We start from the raw sequence: 24,264 nt of genomic DNA on the forward strand, positions 1-24,264 counted from the left end.
AGCCTTATGAGCTATTTTAAAACCTCATGATAAAAAATTAAGGATGGATCTGCATGCAACTCAAACCTTTAGCAAACATGAGATAGAGGTTATATAGGGAAATCGATAAAAGCCAAATTATTAGAACAAGGTATTGATTTAATTACTTATCCAAGAAAGAATATGCAAGTAAGTCGATTGCCTTTTTCTGATGAGTACCACTTGAGACAGCGGAAAAGAATTGAAACTTTAATTGGTTTGTTGAAAGAAAAATACCATTTAGTGAGCAGTAAGCATCGAACTATTTCTGGTTTTCTGGCAGGCATATTCTCATCTTTATGTGCTTATCAACTCTGTCAGAAGAATAAGCCGAAAATTCATGTCGTTAGAAATTTGGCTTATCCGTAACTGGGGTTAAATTAGAGTCTTCAGTTATTAGTTTAGGTAAAACCTCATAATAAATAGTACTTAAATATTCATTACTTCTTATTGATTCTTCTTTCTTTTTACCTGTACCTTCAGCAATAAATAAAGGAATATTCTGATCATTCCAATAATAATTAATATTATCTAAGAGATTCGCGTCATCTCCTCTCTTTATTTTTCTTACTACATTTGTTGGATAACGGAAAATTGATAAATTTCCATGCTGATAAAATGTTAATGTAATTTCTTTTTCATAAATCTTTCGCTTAGGATTGGCATTCCTCCAATCCGTCCAATCTTCACAAAATTCTCCACCTTTAAAACAGTCCTTATTAGTATGCCCATCATCAGCATGCTGTGCATTTCCATACATCCGCACCCAATACATAATTAAGTCATAATTTAATGAAACAATGGTCCGAAATGATTTAGTAAATTTATAAAGGTAAGGCAAGTGAGTTTCTATATCAGCATAAGAACAATGAACTTCATTCACAATTTTAATTAAAGCATCTTTTAAATTTTCATAAGCTTCATCAGTTTTAGTATCTGTTACTACTAAATGGCTATTTACTAACTTTGCATACCAAACCAATCGAAGAACCAACTCAAAATCTGTAGTTTTGAACTCTTCAAATAAATTAATTACATCTTCACTAAAAAGATTCTGCTTCTCGGCCTCATCTTTTAATGAGCTAAAATGAAACTTAGAATGTAGTGCGATACTCGCCCCATTACCTATCAATAAACTCCCATCCTTGTACTCCTCCTTAATGTCATTCCATTGTTTGATTTCATAATAAAAATCGTGACTCATTCTTAGCTATGCCTAAAATATTCTTATTAGCCAGATATTAATCAATTTCAGATTGGAACAAAATCAATTTCCAAGTACAATAGCCGGCTAGTCGAGGGATGCTGCGACTTTTTCACAGGCTTATTTTAAAAATAGTAATGTGAAATCGCTAGGCTCGACGATTCGGTCAAAACATCGGTAAAAACTGGTTTTGATCAAAAACGGCATCCGCGAACATAACGATCCAATCTATTTTTTCTCTAGGAGATCCTGATGAACGCGGTTACTGCTTCATTTACAGATTATAAAGTTGCCGATATTTCACTTGCTGATTACGGCCGTAAAGAAATCAAACTCGCTGAAGCTGAAATGCCAGCCCTTATGGGTCTGCGTAAACGCTACTCGGCAGCAAAACCACTTGCAGGCGCGAAAATTCTCGGCTGTATCCACATGACCATTCAAACTGCGGTTCTTATTGAAACTCTGGTTGAATTAGGCGCGGAAGTGCGTTGGACTTCATGCAACATCTTCTCTACTCAAGACCACGCTGCTGCTGCAATTGCTGCATCTGGTGTTCCAGTATTTGCTTGGAAAGGCGAAACTGAAGAAGAATACATGTGGTGTCTTGAACAGCAAATCAATGTAAACGGCAAACCTTGGGATGCCAACATGATTCTGGATGATGGCGGCGACTTGACTGCTGTTGTTCACGAAAAATATCCAGAACTGATTGCTAAAATTCACGGTATTACTGAAGAAACGACTACAGGTGTAGCTCGTCTTCTAGAAATGTGGAAAGACGGTTCACTTAAAGTGCCTGCAATCAACGTAAACGATTCAGTTACTAAATCTAAAAACGACAACAAATACGGTTGCCGTCACTCACTCAACGATGCCATCAAACGTGGTACAGATATGCTTTTATCTGGCCGTCGCGCACTGGTGATTGGTTACGGTGACGTAGGTAAAGGTTCTGCACAATCACTTCGTCAAGAAGGCATGATTGTACGTGTATCTGAAATCGACCCAATCTGTGCAATGCAAGCCTGCATGGATGGTTACGAAGTTGTATCTCCATACAAAAATGGCGTACAAACAGGTAAAAAAGAAGATGTAAATGTTGATCTTCTTCAAAACACTGACTTGATCGTAACTACGACGGGTAACTACCACGTATGTGACTCTGCAATGCTTGATACATTAAAAGCTGGTGCAGTAGTTTGTAACATCGGTCACTTTGATACTGAAATCGATACTAACTACCTACGTGGTTACAAATGGGTTGAAGTTAAACCTCAAGTACACCAAGTGTATCGTACAGAAAATGAAAACGATTACCTGATCCTTCTTTCTGAAGGTCGTTTGGTGAACCTAGGTAATGCAACGGGTCACCCTTCACGCGTGATGGACGGTTCATTTGCTAACCAGGTATTGGCTCAAATGCACTTGTTCGCTGAAAAATTTGCTGATCTTCCTGAAGACCAAAAACAAGCTGCAATTCGCGTAGAACTACTTCCTAAGAAACTGGACGAAGAAGTTGCTGCCGCAATGGTTGCCGGTTTCGGTGGTGTATTGACTACATTGACTCAAGAACAAGCGGATTACCTTGGCGTACAAGTTGAAGGTCCATTCAAATCTGAGTCTTATAAATACTAAGTTTTTAGTTTTACCCTCATCCTAGCCTTCTCCCAGAGGGAGAAGGAACTGACCATTAACTTTAACAGTAAAGTGAGAAGTTCCCTCTCCTTTTAGGAGGGCTAGGGAGAGGTCTAAATAAATTAAAACAGTATTTATAAAAAGGATTTGAAAATGTCTAAACGTGTTCCTATTTCGTTTGAATTTTTTCCAACCAAAACTGATGTCGGTGCGGAAAAACTTCGTGTTGTTCATAAAGAATTACAACTGTTAAATCCTGAATTCTTTTCAGTGACTTATGGTGCTGGCGGTTCTACTCGCGAACGTACACTTGCTGCAATCAACGACTTTAATGGTAAAGGCACCCCTGTTGCCCCGCACCTTTCTTGTATTGGCGATGACAAAGCCCGTATTGCCGAGTTGCTTGATTTGTACAAATCACAAGGCATCAATCGTATTGTGGCACTGCGTGGTGACTTGCCTTCAGGTCAGGTAGGTTTAGGCGAATTGCCTTATGCACAAGATCTGGTTCGTTTCATCCGTGAACATTCAGGTGAGCACTTCCAAATTGAAGTGGCTGCTTATCCTGAAATGCACCCACAAGCAGAGAGTTTTGATAAAGACATTCAACACTTTGTAGAAAAAGCCAATGCCGGTGCCAATGCAGCATTAACCCAGTTCTTCTTTAATCCAGATGCGTATTTCTATTTTGTAGACCGCATTCAAAAAGAAGGTGTGAATATTCCGGTTGCTCCAGGCATTATGCCCATTACCAATGCAAGCAACCTGATTCGCTTCGCTGATGGTACCGGTGCCGAAATTCCACGCTGGATTCGTAAGCAATTGGCCACCTATGGCGATGACACAGCAAGTATCAAAGCCTTTGGTCATGAAGTTGTAGTGAACTTGTGTGAACGTCTGCTTGCAGGCGGTGCACCAAGTTTGCACTTCTATACCATGAACACCACTGATCCAACCCGTCAGCTTGTGCTCGATCTTGGCCTAGCCTAATTTTTTATCTTATTTGTGAGTAATACTTAAATGCCGCGTTTTTATATTGAAGCTGATTTAGCTGTTGATATGAATGTTGAATTAACCGAAACGGTTTTTCATCACTGGGTCAAAGTATTACGTGCACAAACAGGTGAAAAAGCCACCTTGTTCAATGGACAAGGTGGTGAATATGAAGTTACGCTTATTGAAGTAACAAAAAAGTCAGCGACCGTTTCTGTCGACTCATTTAATCCTGATGATCGCACCCCTGCGTTTAGCACCTTGCTTGGACAAGTGATGAGCAAAGGTGACCGGATGGACTATGCCATTCAAAAAGCAACCGAACTGGGTGTATCACAAATTCAGCTGCTGACTTCCGAACGTTGTGAAATGCGGCTTAAGTATGATCGTGACCAAAAGAAAATCGACCATTGGCAAGGAATTGCCATTGCGGCTTGCGAACAATGCGGGATGAACAAGGTTCCTGAAGTGTTAGCACCTGTATCGTTACAGGATTGGCTGGCCAGTGAATTACCGGCAACAAAACTGGTACTCGCACCCAATAAAGACCAGGTCAATGTATTGACCAATGCTACCCCAGATATTGCATTATTGATTGGTCCTGAAGGCGGCTTAAGCGAAGCAGAGATACAATTATCTAACAATGCAGGATTTATAAATTGGTGTATCGGCAATCGTGTGTTACGTACAGAAACTGCCCCTATTGTAGCCTTATCCATTTTGAATTATAACTTAACTGTATAGTTCATCAGAATTTAGATAAATGGGGTATGATTAGATTGATTTTTTCAAATAACGTTATTACTCTTGACTTAAAGAGACAAATATATATTTAGAATATAGTTTAGTTTTTGAATAGCGTTAAAATTTAATAAGTAATTTATTGCAAAACAAAAATAAGGTTTTTGCTTATATGTCAGATATTCAAGACGAGTACATTAAGCAGCATGTGAGTGCTGCTCAAATTATCAATACAATTCGGCTCAGTCGCTTCTTTCTCATAAGTATTGTTCTCGTTTCATTATATGTATATGGCATTTATCAATTTTATTACAGCAAGCCATCTTTTTATTTCAATCTCTGGTTTATTGGCATTGAACTGTTCTGTGGCCTAAATATCCTGCTGACCAGCATCTATTTTAAGCCCGATCAGTTCTGTTTGAACCATGCACACCGTTGGCTGCAATTTCAGAGTTTATTGACTGGAAGTGCTATTGGCATCGGCATTAGTCTGATTTACTACTATCTGCCGCAATACAATCCTGCATTTAATTATGTAAATGCATTAATTTTGTCAGCGTTATTGCTCATCGTCAGTCAGGCATTTGCACTGACCTTTTTAACCCAGCGCTTAACCTATTTCTGCCTGACGTTTATACCGGCTATTTTTCCTTATCTGGCCTCACAATTTATCAGCACAGAAACAACAAATCACTTATTCCATCTGACCATAAATTTTGCCCTGATTGTCATGTTGTTATGTGCCAATACCACATCGCGTATTCATCAGCGCATTTCTGCTCTTTATTCAAAAAACAATCGTTTGGTTGAAAATGCCAAACAACAGGTTTTATGGACGGATCAATTATGCAAGCAATTACAAACTGAAATTAATAAATCGAAAGATATTGAACTGCAATTACAATTAAATAATCAGCTGCTTGAACAGAAAGTTAAAGAACGGACTTTTGATATTGCCAAAATGAATGCTGATCTAGAAAATCAGCAGCAAAATCTGGTCTTGGCACATGAAATTGCCGGACTGCGTCCATGGGACTGGAATATTAAAGATCGTGAAATTCTGGTGACGGACTCAAAACAGCAAAAGACCCTTAAACCATCCAAATTGCATCATCATCAGCTAGAAAATATTATTCATTCGTCTGATCTTGACCAGTTCAAGCGAGCAATGAAAAAGCATTTACGTGGTCAGTCACCACTTTATGAAGCAAGCTATCGAATTCAAAATAGCAGCGGCAAGTGGAAATGGGTGCATGATATTGGTCGAGTCATTGTTCGTGATCCTAACAATAAAAAGCCCCTACGTATGGTGGGTATCCGCCGTGATATTCATCAGGAACGTAGCGATCAGGAACGCTTAAAACTCGCAGCGAGCGTACTTCAGCAAGCTGCCGAAGGTATTTTCATTCTTGATGAGCAACTTTGTTATATCGATGTCAATCCATTTTATGAACAGCTCACCGGCTTTACACACCAGCATATTATTGGCAAAAATTTATTTGATATTACGGCAAACTATAAGTCGCAACAAAGAAGCAGCCACAACTCGATTATTCAGCAGCTGGAAAAAATTGGCGAGTTTGATGGTGAACTGCACGAAAAATTCCTTTCCGGTAAAGAACTCACCCTCTGGATGCACATTAATGCCATTACCGATGAGCAGAATCATGTCACCCACTATATTGGTATTGTTTCCGATCTAACTGAGCGCAAACTGCAAGAACAACGTTTGTCTTATTTAGAAAATTATGATCCTCTAACAGACTTGCCTAACCGTTTTTATTACAACTATCAATTACACCAATACTTAGTCAGCCAAAAAGATTCAATTAAACAACTGGCCGTGATTCGTTTGAATATCGACCGTTTCAGACCATTAAATGAGTTTTTAACCAATAGCGGTGGTGACGAGCTGTTACGCCAAGTTGCACAACGACTGCGCCTGACCAATGCCGAAGCTTTATTTGTAGCGCATCTGAATGGTGATGATTTTGCAATTGTGTATGAACTTTCACATATTCGTCCATCAATTCAGCAACACTGTGAACGCATTACCAAAGCTTTTTCCTTACCTTTTAACATTTTCGGTCAGGACCATATTATCACCCTGTCTATGGGGATTTCGTTCTATCCGGAAAATGGACGCCAGCTAGACTATCTGAACAATTGTGCCGAACAGGCTTTAATCGAAGCCAAAAACCTGGGCGGCAATACCTGTAGTTTCTATTCAAATAAAAATACCGCTTTACTTGAGCAAGGCATTTATCTGGAACGTGATTTGCGCCATGCCATCAATAATAATGAGCTGATCGTTTACTATCAGCCAAAAATAAATTTCAGTGATCAAAATATTTATGGTTTTGAAGCGCTGGTGCGTTGGAATCATCCAAGCAAAGGGATTATTCCACCCAACATGTTCATTCCTTTAGCTGAACAAACCAGCCTGATCTCGGATATAGGCAGAATTGTAATTCAACAAACTGCCAAACAAATCCGCCGATGGAATGACTTAGGCTTTAATAATATATGTGTATCGGTCAATGTGGTTGCCCAGCAATTGCAACGTGGTCACTTACTGCAAGACCTTGATCACGCCATTCAAACCTACAAAATTTCCGGTTCTAGTCTGGAACTTGAAATTACCGAATCATCATTACTGGAAAATTCAGTCAAGGTGAAAAACCTGTTGAATGAAATTAAAGACCGTAACATTCATATTTCCTTGGATGACTTTGGAACGGGTTATTCTTCTCTATCTTATCTTGCTGATTTTCCAATTGATATTTTAAAAATTGACCGCAGTTTTGTATCCAAGATTGGACAAGACAAGCAGGAAGCCATTGTGAGTGCCATGATTGCCATGGGCAAGGCCATGGGCATGATGGTGGTTGCAGAGGGGATTGAAACCGAAGAGCAACTGCAGTACCTGCAAGATCTTGAATGCGATATCGCACAGGGCTACTTATTTTCCAGACCGCTACCTGAAAAAGAAGCAACTACATACCTAGAACAACATCGACTTATACCTTCTTGATATAAGTCAATCTTTCTAATCTCAAGTTTGCTTGAAAAAGACACATACGCGACTGTGCTAAGGTCGCAACAAATGTTATATTCGATTCAACCAAGCAAAAAACCAGCAGCTTTGCTGAATCCCCCCAGTAACAAACGAGATACAGATGGACGATCAATCTTTAAAACAACAGGCATTGTATTATCACGAATTCCCAACACCAGGAAAAATTAGCGTCACGCCTAGCAAGCAACTGGTCAATCAACGTGACTTAGCGCTTGCCTATTCACCTGGTGTTGCTGCACCATGTCTTGAGATTGAACGCGATCCTTCAACTGCTGCCCTTTATACTGCACGCGGTAACCTTGTAGCGGTCGTGACTAATGGTACTGCAGTACTGGGCTTAGGGAATATCGGTCCTTTGGCTTCTAAACCGGTTATGGAAGGTAAAGGCGTACTGTTCAAAAAATTTGCAGGTGTGGATGTTTTCGATATCGAAATTGCAGAAAACGATCCTGACAAAATTGTCGACATCGTTGCAGCCTTAGAGCCAACCTTTGGTGGTATTAACCTCGAAGATATTAAGGCTCCAGAGTGTTTTTACATCGAGCAAAAACTTCGTGAACGCATGAACATTCCTGTGTTCCATGACGATCAACACGGTACCTCTATTATCGTGGGTGCAGCTCTTCTTAATGCATTGCAATTCAACGGCAAAAAAATTGAAGAGATTAAAATTGTCGCTTCTGGTGCCGGTGCTGCAGCTCTGTCTTGTTTAAATCTTCTTTGTGCCTTGGGTGCTAAAAAAGAGAATATCATCGTTGCCGATTCACGTGGCCTATTAACCACTCAGCGTGAAGGTCTGGATGAATCTAAAAAAGCATACGTACAAGACATAGAAGGCTCTCAACTTGCTGATGTCATCGGCGGTGCTGACATGTTCCTTGGTCTTTCTGCAGCCGGTATTCTCACCAAAGAGATGGTGAAACTGATGGCCAAAGATCCAATCATCTTTGCATTGGCTAACCCAGATCCAGAAATTCTGCCTGAACACGCGCACGAAGTTCGTGATGATGTCATCATGGCGACCGGTCGTTCAGACTATCCAAACCAGGTGAACAACGCACTTTGCTTCCCGTATATTTTCCGTGGTGCATTAGACGTTGGCGCAACCACCATCAACGAAGAAATGAAGATCGCTTGTGTACACGCAATTGCTCGCATGGCACATGTTGAAGCAGATGCGGCATCTTATGGCGAAAAATCGGCATCATTTGGCCGTGAATATTTAATTCCGCGTCCGCTTGATCAACGCTTGATTCTTGAAATTGCTCCTGCAATTGCACAAGCAGCTATGGATTCAGGTGTAGCGACTCGTCCAATCAAAGATTTCTCTGCATATCGTCAACGTTTGTCTGAGTTTGTTTATAACTCGGCATTCATGATGAAACCGATTTTTGCCCAAGCTAAAACTGATCCTAAGCGTATTGCCTATGCTGAAGGTGAAGACCTGCGTGTACTTCGTGCAGTACAAATTGCAGTCGATGAAGGTCTGGCTAAACCAATCCTTGTCGGTCGCCCTGCAGTGATTGAAGCAAATATCAAGAAATTAGGTCTACGTCTTGAAGATGGTGTGAACATCACCATCATCGATCAAGAAAAGAACCCACATTACGAAATGTTTGCTGATGACTACTACAGCATCATGCAACGTAAAGGTGTAACACCTGAGTATGCTCAACGTGAAGCACGTCGCCGCTCTACCTTAATTGCATCTATGCTGGTAAAACACGGTCTTGCAGACGGTATGCTGTGTGGTACCTACTCAAGTTACGACATCCACTTGGACTTCGTAAGCAACATCATTGGTAAGAAAGAAGGTCATAACACATTCTTTACGCTAAATGCATTAATGCTTGAAGACCGTAACCTGTTCATTGCGGATACATACATCAACCGTAACCCGACAGCTGAACAGCTTGCTGAAATGACCATTTTGGCTGCTGAAGAAGTACGTCGTTTTGGTGTAACACCACGCATCGCACTTCTTTCTCACTCAAGTTTCGGTAGCGACCAAGATGACTTAAGCGCGCAAAAAATGCGTAAAGTGTATGACATCTTGTCTGAAACTGCGCCTGAACTGGAAGTTGAAGGTGAAATGCACGGTGATGCGGCACTTGACGAAAACATCCGTCACTTTGCTTTCCCGAATTCGCGCTTCAAAGGTTCTGCAAACTTGCTGATTATGCCAAATCTAGATGCAGCCAACATTTCGTTTAACCTGTTGAAATCGACTTCAGGGAATAACGTCACCATTGGTCCTATCCTGTTAGGTGCATCTAAACCTGTCCATATCCTGACACCAACTACGACTACACGTCGTTTGGTGAACATGACTGCATTAACTGTTGCTGAAATTCAGGAAAACGAAAAATTAGCACTTTGATTTAGTCAGCTAGATCACATTTTGTGACTTGAGAAAACCTCTATTCTGTAGCATGATTGCTTGAAGAATAGAGGTTTTTTCATGCAAGTTTATTTAGTAGGCGGTGCGGTTCGAGATCACTTGCTCGGACACCCCTATCACGAAAAAGATTATGTTGTGGTTGGCGCAATGCCCGACCAGCTTCTTGCTCAAGGCTATCAGCCGGTGGGTAAGGATTTTCCTGTTTTTTTGCATCCCGAAACAAAAGAAGAATATGCACTGGCACGTACTGAACGTAAGTCAGGTCGTGGCTATCATGGTTTTGAATTTCATACCGATCCTAGTGTTACTCTTGAAGAAGACTTAATCCGTCGCGACCTAACCATCAATGCCATGGCGATGGACAGTGAAGGCAATATCTATGACCCCTATCATGGTCAGCAAGATTTAGAACAGCGAATTTTACGTCATGTCTCCGATGCCTTTGTCGAAGATCCGCTACGTGTTCTGCGCATTGCCCGCTTTGCTGCACGTTATAAAAGTTTAGGCTTTAGTGTGGCGGAAGAAACCCTCGCTTTAATGAAACAATTGGTGGAATCAGGCGAGCTCAATGCACTGATCTCGGAACGTGTCTGGAAAGAAACTTCCCGTGCACTGATGGAAGTTCATGCCGATGAATACTTTGCAGTCTTGCGTGCCTGTGGTGCCTTAAAAGTCTTGTTCCCGGAACTGGATGCCTTATACGGTATTCCACAGCGTCCTGAATATCATCCGGAAATTGATAGTGGTATTCATACCATGATGTCATTACAACAAGCCTGTAAAGCCAACTATTCTTTAGATGTACGATTTGCCGTTCTGGTTCATGACTTAGGTAAAGCATTGACTCCTGCAGACGAATTACCGCGTCATATCATGCATGAAGAACGTGGAGTAAAACCGGTCACTGAAATCTGTGATCGCCTTAAAGTGCCGACCAATACCAAACAACTGGCGATTGCGGTATGTAAAGAACATTTAAAATGCCATCAGGCTTTAAGCTTGAAACCGGGTACCTTATGGCGTTTATTGCAACGACTCGATGTACTGCGTCGTCCTGAACGGGTGGAAGCTTATGTACAAGCCTGCGAATGTGACTCCCGTGGTCGTTTAGGTTTGGAAGACCGTGAATATCCTCAGGCTGCTTATGTGCTTGAAGCCATGCAAGTGGTGCGTAATATCAAGGCACAAGATTTACCGCCTGATATTCAGGGACCCGATATTGGTGAAATGCTGATTCAGCGCCGCATTAAAGCGATTGAACAGCTCAAAGCACAACAGATGGTGGCTGCTGTATAGCCCATAAAAAAAGCACCTGAAGGTGCTTTTTTTGATCTCTATCAATCTCCCTAAATCCCTCTTTTCCAAAGAGGGACTTCTCCCCCTTTATGAAAGGGGGGTTAGGGGATTACTAGTAATCATTTAAATCAAGAAACATCTGCCGGGAAAGTAATGACTTTTTCCAGCTTCATTTGTTCAGTCGCAACCATCAATAAACGGTCAATCCCCAAAGCAATACCTGAACATTCTGGCATCTGAGGTAAAGCTGCCAACAAATATTCATCGATTGGCATCACATACAGTCCCAAAGCTTCTCGCTCTGCGTTATCTGCGGCGAAACGGGAACGCAGTATATCTGCATCAATCAGTTCATCATAGGCATTAGCAAGCTCTAAACCTTCAATATAAAGCTCAAAACGGGCGGCAACCAGCTCACCATCTTCATCGCTTTTCGTTTTAGCGAGCGATGCCAGTTCAGGTGGAAAATCAGTTAAAAATACCGGAGTATCAAAACCCAGACTCGGTTCAACAAAATGCGAGAACAGCAGGTCGATGTAACCCAAACGATCATCACCCAGATCCAGATTTACCCCCACCCGGTTACAGCAATCTTTTAATTCTTTTAGGCTCGCTTGCAATGGATTTAAATCCAGACGATCCATAAAAGCATGTTTATAGCTGAGGATGGTCGGACGTACCGAACCAAAACGCTGTTTTAAAGTCACATTGAGCAAATCGGTCACTTCAAACATCAGCTCTTTCAGACTTAATCCGGGACGATACCATTCCAGCATGGTGAATTCGCTATTATGTTTACGGCCATGCTCGTCATCACGGAAGACTTTGCAAATTTGATAAATAGGCCCACTGCCACTGGCCAACAGCCGTTTCATGGCAAATTCAGGTGAAGTTTGCAGGTAGTGGGTCTGCTGTTTGCCTCGTACATGTCGCTGCGCCTGTATGGATGCCAGATGCACATCAGTCACCCCGGCTTGCGACAAGATCGGCGTTTCCACCTCAAGTACATCACGTTCGGCAAAAAACTGACGGATTTGTGCATACATTTTGGCACGCGCCTGCATAGCCTTTAAGTCACAAGTTGGCTGATAAGAAACTGTTTGATTCACGCTTTTGGCCCTCCATGTGCAGCCCACTCACGGCGTAAGGGATAGGTTTTACGTAAATAATCAAAGGCTTTTTGATCGACCTTGCCATCTTTTAGGCAGGCGCGTAAGTTGGCATCATCCCGGGCAATATCATAAATCTGGGAAAGATATTGTTTCAGTACAGCTTTTAGGTCGCGGTCTTTGAAATACTGTTCACAAACCGGCAACTGGGTTTCAAATTTTTTGTCGGCTGGATAATCAAAGGTTTTGCAAAAAGCGTTATAGATCATCTGGGTGCCACGCGCCTTGCCTTCCAGACTATAGCCTGCAATATGTGGTGTAACCAAAGTGATTAAATCCAGCAATTCAGCTGAAATTTCCGGCTCATGCTCAAAGACATCCAGCACCACCTGACGGCCGGTCTTTTCAATATCGGCTATTAAAGCAGCTTCGGACACCACAGGCCCGCGTGCCGAATTAATTAAAATGGCTTCAGCTTTCATGCTTGTCAAAGCTGCAGCATTGATCAAATGATAGGTAGGATGCTCACCCGTCTTGGTTAAAGGCACATGGATGGAAATGGCATCGGCTGTTTTTAGCAGGGTATCTAAATCGACTTGCTCAATCTGTTCACGCTGTACAAATGGGTCAAAGCCAATCACCTTCCAGCCCAGAAGTTTGGCCATAACAGCCAGACGTGAACCGACATTGCCCAGCCCGATAATCCCCAATGTAAAAGTAGCATTGGCATCAATCAGCTCAGGTTTTAATTTTAATAAAGCGGTAATCACATATTCAGCGACTGCTTGCGCATTACAGCCTGCAGCATTTGACCAAGCAATCTTGTTGTTTTCCAATGCTACAATATCAAGGTGATCGGTACCAATGGTTGCACTGCCCACGAACTTGATCGTACTATCTGCAATTAAAGCTTGATTGACTTTGGTGACTGAACGAACCAAAAGTGCTGCTGCATCTTTAACATCGGCATGGCTTAGGGTACGCCCTGCTTTTTGTTCTATTTCACCAAATTCGGAAAAGAAATAGTCGGTAAATGCCAGATTTTCATCTGCAACGATTTTCATAATGCAATCCAATGATCTTATGCCGATTATGATAACGCTTAGCACTGCATCTGACCATGCACCTTATAGGTATCACCTTGTCGCATTGGGCGATTTCACAGACACTATGAGGCATAAAATGGATGTCATCTTTCCTTGCACAAAAAAAGGACCGTATGCTTTAGCCATCCGATCCAACAGGGGCAAAATAAATATGGATCAAAAGAAGGTTGCTTAAGCCACATCTCCATCAATAATGCCTTGTAGTTTTAAGGCACGCAGCTCATCCGCCGTTTTAAAACGTGACAGAATCTGTTGGGTATGTTCACCCAATTGTGGCGGTGCATTACGATATTCTATCGGTGTATCTGAAAGCTTGATCGGAGATGCAATCACTTTAAAATTTTCATTCAAGGCATGTGGAATATTTACCACCATTTCACGATGCTGAATTTGCGGTTCAGCCAAGGCATCTTCCACTGAATTGATCACCCCCACCGGCACTTTCATGGCGTGAATGGCATCCACCCAATCTTTGGCATTTTTGCCAAGAAAATATTCTGACAATAACGGAATCAACTCATCACGATGCTTGACCCGGTCCTGATTGCGCTGGAATTTTGCATCTTCCAGCAGTTCAGGCAAGCCAATAGCAATACACAAATCTTTAAACTGCTTGTCATTGCCACAGGCAATAATAAATTCCTTGTCCTTGGCCTTAAAAGTCTGATAGGGCACAATATTGGGATGATTATTTCCCATCCGTTTCGGAGATATACCGGTACTGAGATAGTTCATACCCTGATTGGCCAATGTCGCAACCTGTACATCCAGTAAGGACATATCGATATATTGGCCACGTCCAGTATGCTGTCTGGCCAATAATGCTGCCTGAATGGCGATGGTAGAATATAAACCGGTTTGAATGTCCACAACTGCCACCCCAACCTTCTGTGCACCTGCACCCGGTTCACCGTCTTTTTCACCGGTAATACTCATCAGCCCAGACATGCCCTGAATGATAAAGTCATAACCCGGTTCTTCGGCACGTGGTCCATCCTGACCAAAGCCGGTAATCGAGCAATAGACTACATTGGGGTTCAGTGCACTTAGACTTGCATAATCCAGTCCATATTTTGCCAGTGATCCGGCTTTATAATTTTCAATCACCACATCGGCAGTTTTGGCAATTTCCCGTATAATTTCCTGCCCTTGAGCCGAGGCAATATCGACCGCAACTGAATATTTATTGCGATTGGCACACTGAAAATAGCCAGATTCACGTGTGGCATTGCCCTGCTGGTCTGGCATCCATGGTGGCCCCCACATACGGGTATCATCCCCCACTTTTGGACGTTCAATTTTAATCACTTCAGCACCCAGATCCGCCAGAATCTGTCCACACCATGGGCCTGCCAATACCCGACTCAAATCCAGCACCCGAATTCCCTGTAATGCACCCATTGTCATTCCTTAATAGAGGAAGATGCCGCACCGACATCTTCCTGTGATTGATTATGATTGTTGTTGTGGATCGTACTGGCGATCTTTAATAAATAGACCTGGTAATACACCTGCGACAAAGTACGCCGCACCCATCACAATAAAGGCCATGGTGAATGTACCACCCGATGCCAGGAAACCAATCGTCGCTGGAGCGATTGCCGCACCGACGCGGCCGATGTTATAGGCACCGCCAATCGCTGTACCGCGTACATCTGTAGAGAAACTTTCTGCCATATAGGTCGCATTTACACCATATGGAATGCCGTACAAGAAGCCAAAAGTCACCAACAAGTACAGAATGTTGTCTGGCGTATTGCAGAAGATAATCACTGGCAAGAACACGGCGCTGGCAAGAGTACCGAATACAAACACCGCACGACGGTTAAATTTATCTGCCAGATAGCCTGCTAAAATCTTGCCCAGAATCATGGCGGTATATGAACCCACCATATAGCTGGTCAAGCTCTTAAAGTTCATGTGAACTTCGGTTTCCAGATAACTTGGCATCCAGTTGTTAATGCCGTAATAACCGAATTGCAGGAAGAAAGCTGTGCTCATCCAGAGCAAAAACATTTTGCGATGCTTAAAGTTATTGAAAATCTGCTTGTAGATACTGCCACTTTTCGGTTTTTCCTGAGCAACCACCGCTTTAGGCTGAGTTTTGCCTTGTAGGGCATTCAATTTGGTCAGCTGCCATGATTTTGGTTCTGGCACAAAGCGTTGCAGGAAAATATTGATAAATGCAGGAATCACAGTAATAAAGAACAGAATACGCCAGCCATGATCTGGAATAATCGAACCTGCTAGCAGTGTTGCAACAATATAACCGACCGTTTGACCGGTTTGTAGCGTACCCAACACTGTTGTACGGTAAGTGGTTGGCACATATTCGGCCATTAAAGTATTACAGGCCATATATAGTGCGCCAATACCTAAAGCACCAATAAAACGCAGTGCCATAAAATGCTCAAAGCTATGGGTAAAACCTAACAAACAGGTGGCTATCGAGAAGAAAGTCACTGAGTTGGCAATGGTACGAACTCGGCCAAATTTATCACATGCCCAGCCGCCCAAGATCCCGCCAATCCCCATCCCGGCGAGCGATGCGCTGCCTAGAGCACCGGCCTGAAAGGTCGACAATCCAAATTCGGTCTTTAAACTGGTTAAACTATAAGACAGCAACATGATATCGACACCATCTACCACCATGGCAAAATAGGCGAATAGCAAGGCCCACTTCCAGGTGTTGGGTCCGATTTTTTCATAGGTTCCAATATTGCGTGGCAAAGAACTCGCTGGAGTTCCTGCAATTGTTTGAACGTCATTGTTCATGATTTATTACCTCATTTTCCCAAATGAGTCATCGGCAGTCCCATGTCTCTACATTTGCCTTAGCTGTTCTTTATTGTTTTTCTTGTGACATCTTTTGAACTCAGGCTTGCAAATGCACAGCTTTACAAGAATGTTTCACGATGAATCCTTTATCTATGTTTATTGATTTTTTGAAACAAAAGGCTCTGGGATGTTCACGAATGAACATCCTAAATTTTATAAAATGAATTAGTTACAAAATGCGGCAATGCCGGTTTGTGCTCGGCCTAGAATCAGCGCATGTACATCATGTGTACCTTCATAGGTATTCACCACTTCCAGATTCACCAGATGACGCGCCACGCCGAATTCATCACTGATACCGTTGCCGCCCATCATGTCACGTGCTACACGCGCAATATCCAAGGCTTTACCGCAGTTATTACGCTTGATGAGTGATGTACCTTCAACCGCTGCAATGCCTTCATCTTTCATGCGGCCAAAACGAAGTGCAGCTTGTAAACCTAAGGCAATTTCTGTTTGCATATCGGCCAGTTTCTTCTGAACCAGCTGATTGGCAGCCAAAGGACGACCAAACTGTTTACGGTCCATGGTGTACTGATGCGCAGTGTGCCAGCAGAATTCCGCTGCGCCCATGGCACCCCAAGCAATTCCATAACGCGCACTGTTCAGACAGGTAAACGGACCTTTTAAGCCACGCACTTCAGGAAAGGCATTTTCTTCCGGAACAAAAACATTATCCATCACGATTTCCCCGGTAATCGAAGCACGTAAACCCACCTTACCGTGAATCGCAGGTGCAGACAGCCCTTCCCAGCCTTTTTCCAAAATAAAACCGCGGATATCACCGACATTGCCTTCAGGTGATACTTCTTTGGCCCAAACCACAAATACATCTGCAATTGGACTATTGGTAATCCACATTTTCGCGCCGGTTAAACGGTAACCACCGTCGACTTTTTTGGCACGGCTAATCATGCTGCCCGGGTCAGAACCATGATCCGGTTCAGTCAAACCAAAACAGCCGATGTATTCACCTGTAGCAAGTTTAGGTAGGTACTTTTGCTTTTGTTCTTCAGAACCAAATTCATTAATTGGCACCATGACCAGCGAGCTTTGTACGCTGGCCATAGAACGGTAGCCTGAATCGACATATTCAATTTCACGTGCCACTAAACCATAACTGACATAATTCAGCCCTGCACCGCCGTATTGTTCAGGAATGGTTGGACCCAATAGGCCAAGCTCCCCCATCTCACGGAAAATTGCTGGATCGGTTTTTTCATGGCGGAACTGTTCAAGTACCCGAGGTTGTAAACGTTCCTGGCAGTAGGCATGAGCGCTATCACGAATCATGCGCTCTTCTGCAGTCAATTGCTGTTCCAGTAAAAATGGATCTTGCCAATTGAATTGCGCTTTAACCGGTTTTTTAGTATTGACCATTTGATTCATCGCTTCCTCTGCTTGAGATCAGTTTTCGTTGTAAGTGTTCTACTTTGAGTTCGATGCTATGTGTGAATGATCATCCTTTCAAACGATAAATTTGCATGTAGATATTCTGTTTTTGCATACCTGAATGCTTCATGATTAATTTTCACAGCTTAGAGCACTGAATCAACTACATGATTAAATGATTTTCAAGACTAAAGTAGAATGGGCGCTGGTTTAAATTATGTCATTTTGAAATATCTGCACGATTAAAGGACTGATCCATGCGTCGAAGTATTCCTTCATTACAGGGCTTGTTATGCTTTGAATCTGCCGCGAAGCATGCCAGTTATACCCACGCATCTCAGGAACTGTTTATTACCCAAAGTGCGGTTTCCCGGCAAATCCAGCAACTGGAAGACTTTTTAGGCGTGAGTTTGTTTACCCGTACCCGTCACGGCGTAGAACTGACCCATGCCGGACAGCAATATTATAAAACCATCACTCCTTATTTAAGGGGTTTGGAACAAAGTACGCTGGATATCATGTCACATAAGGGTCTAGGCGGAACGCTCAAGCTGGGCGTGGTTCCGACCTTTGCCACGCGCTGGTTATTGCCGAAATTACATCGTTTTAATGCCATTCATCCTGAAATTACCGTACATCTGGAAACCAGTACCAAGCCATTTTTATTTAATGAAAATATCTTCGATGCTGCCATTTATGCCGGTACATTGCAGCAGGTTGAACACTGGCCCGGCACGCAAACCCATTATTTAATGCATGAAGATGTGGTTCCGGTATGTTCACCTGCGCTGATTCGAAAATATTATCCTGATGCTGTAATGCTGAATGAGATGAGTTTTGATTTAACTGCCGAGCAACTGGTTCAACTTCCTTTGCTGCAACAAACCACCCGCCCCAGCATTTGGGAAGAATGGTTTGCACATCATCAAATCAAGCACACCAATCCCTTTGAAGGACAGCGGCATGAATTGTTTTCCATGCTGGCTGTAGCGGCCAATCATGGCATGGGCATGGCTTTAATTCCTCAAATGCTGATTGAACAGGAATTAAAGGAAAAAAAATTGGTAATAGCCTCCACTAAAAAACTGGAAGGTCGCCGTGCCTATTATCTGGTGCATTCCAGCCAGGAAAGCTCGCCTTTAATCCAAAAATTTGTCGACTGGATGCAACAGGAATTACTGATTTCATCGTATAAAAACCAAGATAAAACCCATCCATGAGCATGAGAAAAAGTCGATATAGAGACATATCTAAATGTATTTTTATAGGATGGTTTATTTTGAACAGGCATTAAAAAAGCCCCTGTTTTCACAGGGGCTTTTGAATTTGGCGGAAGCGGTGAGATTCGAACTCACGGAGGACTCGCACCCTCGTCGGTTTTCAAGACCGGTGCATTAAACCGCTCTGCCACGCTTCCAATGGCGGCTATAATATAAATAAAATCCCATCTTGGCAAATACTTTTCTATATTTTTCTTATCAACCGCTTAAAATAAAAACAAAACGCATTAATTTGCTGAATTTTCAGGCTTTTCATAACGAATTTCATTCACATACCACAGCTTTTTACCTAAGGGTGTCAGTACCTGTACTTCATCATCTACCTGCTTGCCCAATAAAGCCCGTGCCATGGGTGAATCAATAGAAATATTCTGTGGGTGATGATCATAAATTTCATCCACACCCACAATACGCAGGTTTTTTTTCTCACCGTCTTCGTTCTCGATTTCCACCCAGGCACCGAAATACACTTTGCCCTCTTGCTCAGGGGAAAAATCAATAATTTTGAGCTCTTCTAAACGTTTACCCAAGTAACGAACACGACGGTCGATCTTACGTAAAATTTGCTTATTGTACTGGTAGTCAGCATTTTCCGATCGATCCCCGAGACTCGCCGCCCAGTTCACTTTTTTGGTAATTTCAGGCCGTTCTTCATGCCATAAATGTTGTAATTCTGCGACCAGTTTGTCATGACCAGTACGTGTAATTAAGTTAGATTTCATGATGTTTTTTGAAGTTCTGCTTACATTTTGCTTACAAGAATGGGCTATTCTATCCCGTATTTACACACAACTAAAGTTTATAAAATTAATTCTTCAATAAAATTAATTTGTTATGTTATATTTCTCTAAAATTTTTCGTACAAAATTTGACAAGCTTATTTTTCAGCCGTATTATGCGCGCATGTTTTTAGATCGCTTAATTTTTAATCTATGTAGAAATTCTACATTATTCTCCTTTTAATCCAATGTCATTTTTTGAATGACGTCATGTGCCCAACCCTTATTGAATTTATCAAACTTGCAAAAGTCTGAGGCCTGTTTGCCTTTGCTTTTTAGGGCATAAATTACTTGTAGCGGAGACACCATGCACAGTAGTTCAACTTCTGGAGTGAGGCTTTGCCTTAACTCATTAACTTCTTCTCTCTCATTAAAAATTCTTGCATTTACGACTGCATTAATTCCGTTCCACAGTATCAATGCAAGTAAATCTTACCAATATGATTCTGTGGTCGATGGTAAACAGCTGACTGTGGTTTCAGTTGAAAATCCAACCACAATATTTCAAGATGGTTCACACCAACATGGTTTTGGTTATGACCTGGCGCGCAACTATGCCAACAGCTTGAATGTTAAGCTGGTGTTTAAAACTGTGCCGGATAATGCCACCGCATTGAAATGGGTTGCACAAGGTAAAGCCAATTTTGCCATGACAACTGCAGATGTGCGTACTATCGAGCAAAAGCATTTAACTTCTTTTTCTGCAACCTGCGGTGATATCAGCAGCTTGCAGCAAAATGGCCTAAACACCAATCTGAACTGGGTATTTAAGCATGCCAATGATCCATTGACTCAAACTGCAAGTGGTTTTGTCTGTCAAGGTAAACAGTCTGGTTCAATTCGCCGATTGGCTTCATTCTATAATCGGAATGTAGTAGAAGAACAATCATGGGATAACATTCAGCGTGATCTGAATCAGCGCATGCCGATTTATAAGGCCAGCTTTAAAAATACCGCTGCAAAATATGATCTGGACTGGCACTTATTGGCAGCAATTGGTTATCAGGAGTCCTACCTGAAACCTAATTCTGTTTCACCAACAGGCGTGCGCGGTTTGATGATGCTAACCAATGGTACAGCAAAGGCCATGGGTGTCAGTAACCGAACCGATCCGGCACAAAGTATTGAAGGGGGTGCGAAATATTACGACCAGATGCTGAGCCGTTATTCAGACGTACCTTTGCCTGACCGTAACTGGTATGCCCTGGTTGCTTATAATATGGGGCCAGGTGCAGTGGATCAGATTCAAGATAAAATCCATGCACAAGGTCAAGACCCGAATAACTGGGTCAACCTGTATGGTTATTTAGAACGTAATAAAGCCAGCAATGGCCGTTACCGTCAAGCAGTGCAATATGTAACACGCATTCGTGCCTATTTAGAACATATTAAGACTTCAGAGTTAGTGAATATTTAATCTCTTCTAAATACAAAAAAAGCTTACCCTTGGGTAAGCTTTTTTATTGCACTAGATATTAGTTATAAAGACTTAAGCGGTTTGTTCAAGCACTTTCTTGAATAAATCTTTTTGTTCTTGGCTTGGCTTGGCTGTTTGTAAAGCCATCAATTGTGACATATCACCCTGAACTTTAATTTTACCGGTCATGAATGCCTGCATTGCAGCAGCCATATCAAATTCCAGGAAGACTTTACGCAAAGTTTCCCCATCCATGTTCAACGTGGTTTTCGCATTTGAAGATAGACCTTTTTTGATTGCACCACCATCAAGAGACAATTCTGTATTGCCTTGGGCATCAGATACCACCAAGTTGATGGCTAAATTTGCAAGTGCAGGTGGCAAGTTTAAATCACCGGCTTGCGCAGTTAATGTTTCTACAGTTGAAAACCAATCATCAGTTAAAAAGGCAGGCATGATCTTTCCTCAATTTATTTGTCCATTGGTGTCGCCTATCCAGACAACATCTTTGTGAAGCTATTTTGCTTGAAGCTTGTTATAGCATGTAAAATTGTTTTCTGCTTAACGTTTTTTGTACGATGCGTTCAATTTTTATATTTTTGATACATTTCTTAAGTAAATCAGATATATAAAGTTATATAAAATAGACACCAATCCTGAAATTGGTGTCTAAAAACCATCTTAGTCGGCAGCAAAACCTAAATTGACCATATTGATACGTTTGCTTTGCCCTTCTTCTTCTTCAGTTGAACAACTGCCAGTGAAATCAATTTCACGTTGCGCATCTAAAGCTTCAAAGTCAAACAATTCACGGTCGGCCAATTGTGAAGGCGATACATTCTGCATGGCACCAAAAATACTGTGTAAACGTTTCGGATATTGTGCATCCCATTCACGCAACATATTGTTGATCATGGCACGCTGCAAGTTTTCCTGTGAACCACACAAGTTACACGGAATAATCGGGAACTGACGCATTTCTGCATATTTAATAATGTCTTTTTCTTCCACATAAGCCAGTGGACGAATCAGGATATTCTTTTTGTCAGAAGACAACAGTTTTGGTGGCATCGCCTTCAAGCTGCCGCCATGGAACAGGTTCAGGAAGAAAGTGGCCATAATGTCATCACGATGATGACCTAAAGCCACTTTGGTTGCGCCAATTTCCTGCGCAAATCCATACAATGAACCACGACGTAAACGTGAACACACTGCACAGTAGGTTTTACCTTCAGGGGTCAGTTTTTTGGTAATGCTGTAAGTGTCTTTTTCCAGAATATAATAAGGAATGTTATTTTCTTCTAAATAACGTGGCAAGACATCTTCAGGGAAACCTGGCTGCTTTTGGTCAAGGTTGACTGCAACCACATCAAAATTGATCGGTGCAATGCGTTTGAACTGCAACAAAATATCCAGCAAGGTATAACTGTCTTTACCACCAGAAATACAGACCATTACCTTGTCGCCATCTTCGATCATTTTAAAATCACGAATGGCATGACCGACTTGACGGCGAAGCTTTTTCAACAAACGGTAATATGCCGAGCTAGTTGGCAGTTCTGGTTTGAAATTAAATCCTTGTTCGGACTCAACTGGCGAGTACATAGACGAGATTTACCCATAAATAAAAATACCGCGCAATTTTATCCGATTCAGCCCCACATCGCACCAAAAGAATGTAATTTCTGCAAATTGCTTATTACTATCCTTTTCATCTAAAACCCTGATATTTATTTTGACCTTAGCAGTTCAAAAAATAGCCACGATGCTTGCCATTTGTACTTTTCCACAGTTGTCCACAAAACCTGTGGATAACTTTGTGGATTTTAAAACACTTGACAAGGTGTCTGACCTGCAAGTTAAGGCTTCTATTTAAATTGATCATCTTTTGATCAATTTTGTTTTTATTTAAAATCAACAGCTTATATGTGTCAAGTTATCCTGATTAAAAAAAAATTAAATTTTTTTTGATTACTATCTCTACAAACAGTACTTGATTTTTACAAATTAGTGGTGAAATTAATGGAGTAATGCTTTCTAACTTGTTTTTTTTTGTTAAACTCCACTTGTACTGTTTGGAACAGATGTTTTCTATCTATAAAAATGAAAAATAACTTTGTAAAAACTGGACTTTATTTTTTGGGGTTTGTGGCAGTTCATTCTGTTGCAACGAGCTGTTATGCCGGTGAAACCATTTATCAGTTAAAAGATTCGAATGGTACGACCTTGCTCACCAATAAAAAAAATCGTTATAACCATCTTAAAGTCGAAAAAAAGACGTATTACCCAGACAGCAATATCCATAGCTATAGTAACTGGGGTTCATCTGAAGCTTCGGTACTTCCAAGTTATAGTCGCAATAAAAATGTCTTTGATCCCCTGATTAAACAGGCTGCTACTCAGCATGGAATATCTGAAGGTCTGATTAAAGCCGTGATGCATACCGAATCTGGTTTTAATGTCAATGCACGCTCGCCTGTGGGTGCCCAGGGACTGATGCAGCTCATGCCGGCGACTGCACGACGCTTTAATGTTTCAAATGCTTTTGACCCGCAACAAAACATTATGGGTGGAGCAAAATACCTGGCTTGGCTGATGAAACGCTTTAACGGTAATACCTCGCTGGTATTAGCCAGTTATAATGCCGGTGAAGGCAATGTCACCAAATATGGCGGTGTTCCTCCGTTCAAAGAAACACAAGATTATGTCAGACGCGTGAGCAGCCGTTTCAGCAACTTATATGCCAATGGCTTGGGTCATAGCTCAAATTCAACAAAATCTGGTTCCGATGCCGGAAAAATTGTTGCCCAATCCGACAATGATAAATCCGCTTCATCACATGCAGCCCCTCGTTATAGTTCCCAGCGTCAAATTATCATGGCATCCGATGGCAGTTTCACCGATGCCCCCGGCTCGTATGCCACGGCACATGCGACAGCTTCTGCAAGAATTTCAATTGTTGATAATTAAATTGTT

General features: G+C 41.9%; 18 protein-coding genes, 1 tRNA gene and 1 pseudogene. 10 read left to right on the forward strand and 10 right to left on the reverse strand.

All coding sequences use genetic code 11. From position 1 onward, the window contains the following. Positions 1-81: 81 nt before the first annotated feature. A pseudogene (locus B9T29_RS12035) lies at positions 82-387 on the forward strand (transposase); the annotation flags it as partial. Here the strand turns inward: B9T29_RS12035 and B9T29_RS12040 are convergent. Next, positions 365-1,222, reverse strand: coding sequence for a DUF4917 family protein (locus B9T29_RS12040; protein WP_086176155.1), 858 nt, complete (start codon positions 1,220-1,222; stop codon positions 365-367). The pseudogene B9T29_RS12035 and the gene B9T29_RS12040 sit on opposite strands and share 23 nt — an antisense overlap. 252 nt (positions 1,223-1,474) lie before the next feature. Between B9T29_RS12040 and ahcY the strand changes: the two genes are divergently transcribed. The 6 genes from ahcY to B9T29_RS12070 all read left to right on the forward strand — a co-directional run bounded on the left by ahcY (position 1,475) and on the right by B9T29_RS12070 (position 11,367). Further along, a complete protein-coding gene (gene ahcY / locus B9T29_RS12045; protein ID WP_086176156.1) occupies positions 1,475-2,857 on the forward strand; it encodes an adenosylhomocysteinase in 1,383 nt (460 codons plus the stop codon). 153 nt (positions 2,858-3,010) lie between these two features. Next, complete coding sequence (metF, locus tag B9T29_RS12050) at positions 3,011-3,847, forward strand: methylenetetrahydrofolate reductase [NAD(P)H] (protein ID WP_086176157.1); 837 nt, start codon at positions 3,011-3,013, stop codon at positions 3,845-3,847. A 30-nt stretch (positions 3,848-3,877) separates the two neighbouring features. Continuing rightward, on the forward strand, positions 3,878-4,594 hold the full coding sequence (locus B9T29_RS12055) for a 16S rRNA (uracil(1498)-N(3))-methyltransferase (protein WP_086176158.1): 717 nt from the start codon (positions 3,878-3,880) through the stop codon (positions 4,592-4,594). A 169-nt stretch (positions 4,595-4,763) separates the two neighbouring features. Then, on the forward strand, positions 4,764-7,625 hold the full coding sequence (locus B9T29_RS12060) for an EAL domain-containing protein (protein WP_086176159.1): 2,862 nt from the start codon (positions 4,764-4,766) through the stop codon (positions 7,623-7,625). A 145-nt stretch (positions 7,626-7,770) separates the two neighbouring features. Beyond that, positions 7,771-10,050 (forward strand): NADP-dependent malic enzyme, encoded by a 2,280-nt coding sequence (locus tag B9T29_RS12065; protein WP_086176160.1) that lies wholly within the window; start codon positions 7,771-7,773, stop codon positions 10,048-10,050. 81 nt (positions 10,051-10,131) lie between these two features. Beyond that, positions 10,132-11,367 (forward strand): multifunctional CCA addition/repair protein, encoded by a 1,236-nt coding sequence (locus tag B9T29_RS12070; RefSeq protein ID WP_086176161.1) that lies wholly within the window; start codon positions 10,132-10,134, stop codon positions 11,365-11,367. A 128-nt stretch (positions 11,368-11,495) separates the two neighbouring features. On the opposite strand, the gene epmA is transcribed toward B9T29_RS12070, so the two are convergent. From epmA to B9T29_RS12100, 5 genes are all read right to left on the reverse strand, one after another. Beyond that, positions 11,496-12,476 carry an EF-P lysine aminoacylase EpmA gene (gene epmA, locus B9T29_RS12075; RefSeq protein WP_086176162.1) on the reverse strand — a complete coding sequence of 327 codons (981 nt, stop codon included), beginning with the start codon at positions 12,474-12,476 and terminating at the stop codon, positions 11,496-11,498. Continuing rightward, the gene (locus tag B9T29_RS12080; protein ID WP_086176163.1) at positions 12,473-13,540 is read right to left on the reverse strand and encodes a 4-phosphoerythronate dehydrogenase; all 1,068 of its coding nucleotides are present in this window, start codon (positions 13,538-13,540) and stop codon (positions 12,473-12,475) included. Before B9T29_RS12080 ends, epmA begins: the two co-directional genes overlap by 4 nt. Before the next feature lie 213 nt (positions 13,541-13,753). Next, positions 13,754-14,983, reverse strand: a complete 1,230-nt coding sequence (locus tag B9T29_RS12090) for a CaiB/BaiF CoA transferase family protein (RefSeq protein WP_086176165.1) — start codon at positions 14,981-14,983, stop codon at positions 13,754-13,756. A gap of 51 nt (positions 14,984-15,034) precedes the next feature. After that, complete coding sequence (locus B9T29_RS12095; protein ID WP_086176166.1) at positions 15,035-16,357, reverse strand: MFS transporter; 1,323 nt, start codon at positions 16,355-16,357, stop codon at positions 15,035-15,037. Positions 16,358-16,585: 228 nt separating this feature from the next. Further along, the gene (locus B9T29_RS12100) at positions 16,586-17,809 is read right to left on the reverse strand and encodes an acyl-CoA dehydrogenase (protein WP_086176167.1); all 1,224 of its coding nucleotides are present in this window, start codon (positions 17,807-17,809) and stop codon (positions 16,586-16,588) included. 260 nt (positions 17,810-18,069) lie between these two features. Between B9T29_RS12100 and B9T29_RS12105 the strand changes: the two genes are divergently transcribed. Then, positions 18,070-19,032, forward strand: coding sequence for a LysR substrate-binding domain-containing protein (locus B9T29_RS12105; protein WP_086176168.1), 963 nt, complete (start codon positions 18,070-18,072; stop codon positions 19,030-19,032). A gap of 107 nt (positions 19,033-19,139) precedes the next feature. Here the strand turns inward: B9T29_RS12105 and B9T29_RS12110 are convergent. Both B9T29_RS12110 and greB read right to left on the reverse strand, forming a co-directional pair. Continuing rightward, positions 19,140-19,229, reverse strand: a tRNA-Ser gene (locus B9T29_RS12110). Between the two features lie 90 nt (positions 19,230-19,319). Then, positions 19,320-19,814 (reverse strand): transcription elongation factor GreB, encoded by a 495-nt coding sequence (greB, locus tag B9T29_RS12115; RefSeq protein ID WP_086176169.1) that lies wholly within the window; start codon positions 19,812-19,814, stop codon positions 19,320-19,322. A gap of 364 nt (positions 19,815-20,178) precedes the next feature. On the opposite strand from greB, the gene B9T29_RS12120 reads away from it, so the two are divergent. Continuing rightward, positions 20,179-21,288, forward strand: coding sequence for a transglycosylase SLT domain-containing protein (locus B9T29_RS12120; RefSeq protein ID WP_086176170.1), 1,110 nt, complete (start codon positions 20,179-20,181; stop codon positions 21,286-21,288). 72 nt (positions 21,289-21,360) lie between these two features. Here B9T29_RS12120 and B9T29_RS12125 read toward each other — a convergent pair whose 3' ends face one another. After that, positions 21,361-21,744 carry an SCP2 sterol-binding domain-containing protein gene (locus tag B9T29_RS12125; protein ID WP_086176171.1) on the reverse strand — a complete coding sequence of 128 codons (384 nt, stop codon included), beginning with the start codon at positions 21,742-21,744 and terminating at the stop codon, positions 21,361-21,363. A 225-nt stretch (positions 21,745-21,969) separates the two neighbouring features. Beyond that, positions 21,970-22,893, reverse strand: a complete 924-nt coding sequence (ttcA, locus tag B9T29_RS12130) for a tRNA 2-thiocytidine(32) synthetase TtcA (protein WP_086176172.1) — start codon at positions 22,891-22,893, stop codon at positions 21,970-21,972. Positions 22,894-23,391: 498 nt separating this feature from the next. On the opposite strand from ttcA, the gene B9T29_RS12135 reads away from it, so the two are divergent. Continuing rightward, positions 23,392-24,258: a lytic transglycosylase domain-containing protein gene (locus B9T29_RS12135; RefSeq protein ID WP_086176173.1), complete on the forward strand. Its 867-nt coding sequence runs from the start codon at positions 23,392-23,394 to the stop codon at positions 24,256-24,258. Positions 24,259-24,264 lie beyond the last annotated feature (6 nt).

Origin of the sequence: Acinetobacter sp. ANC 3903, from assembly GCF_002135315.1 — a bacterium.
In the GTDB taxonomy this organism is placed as follows: Bacteria; Pseudomonadota; Gammaproteobacteria; order Pseudomonadales; family Moraxellaceae; genus Acinetobacter.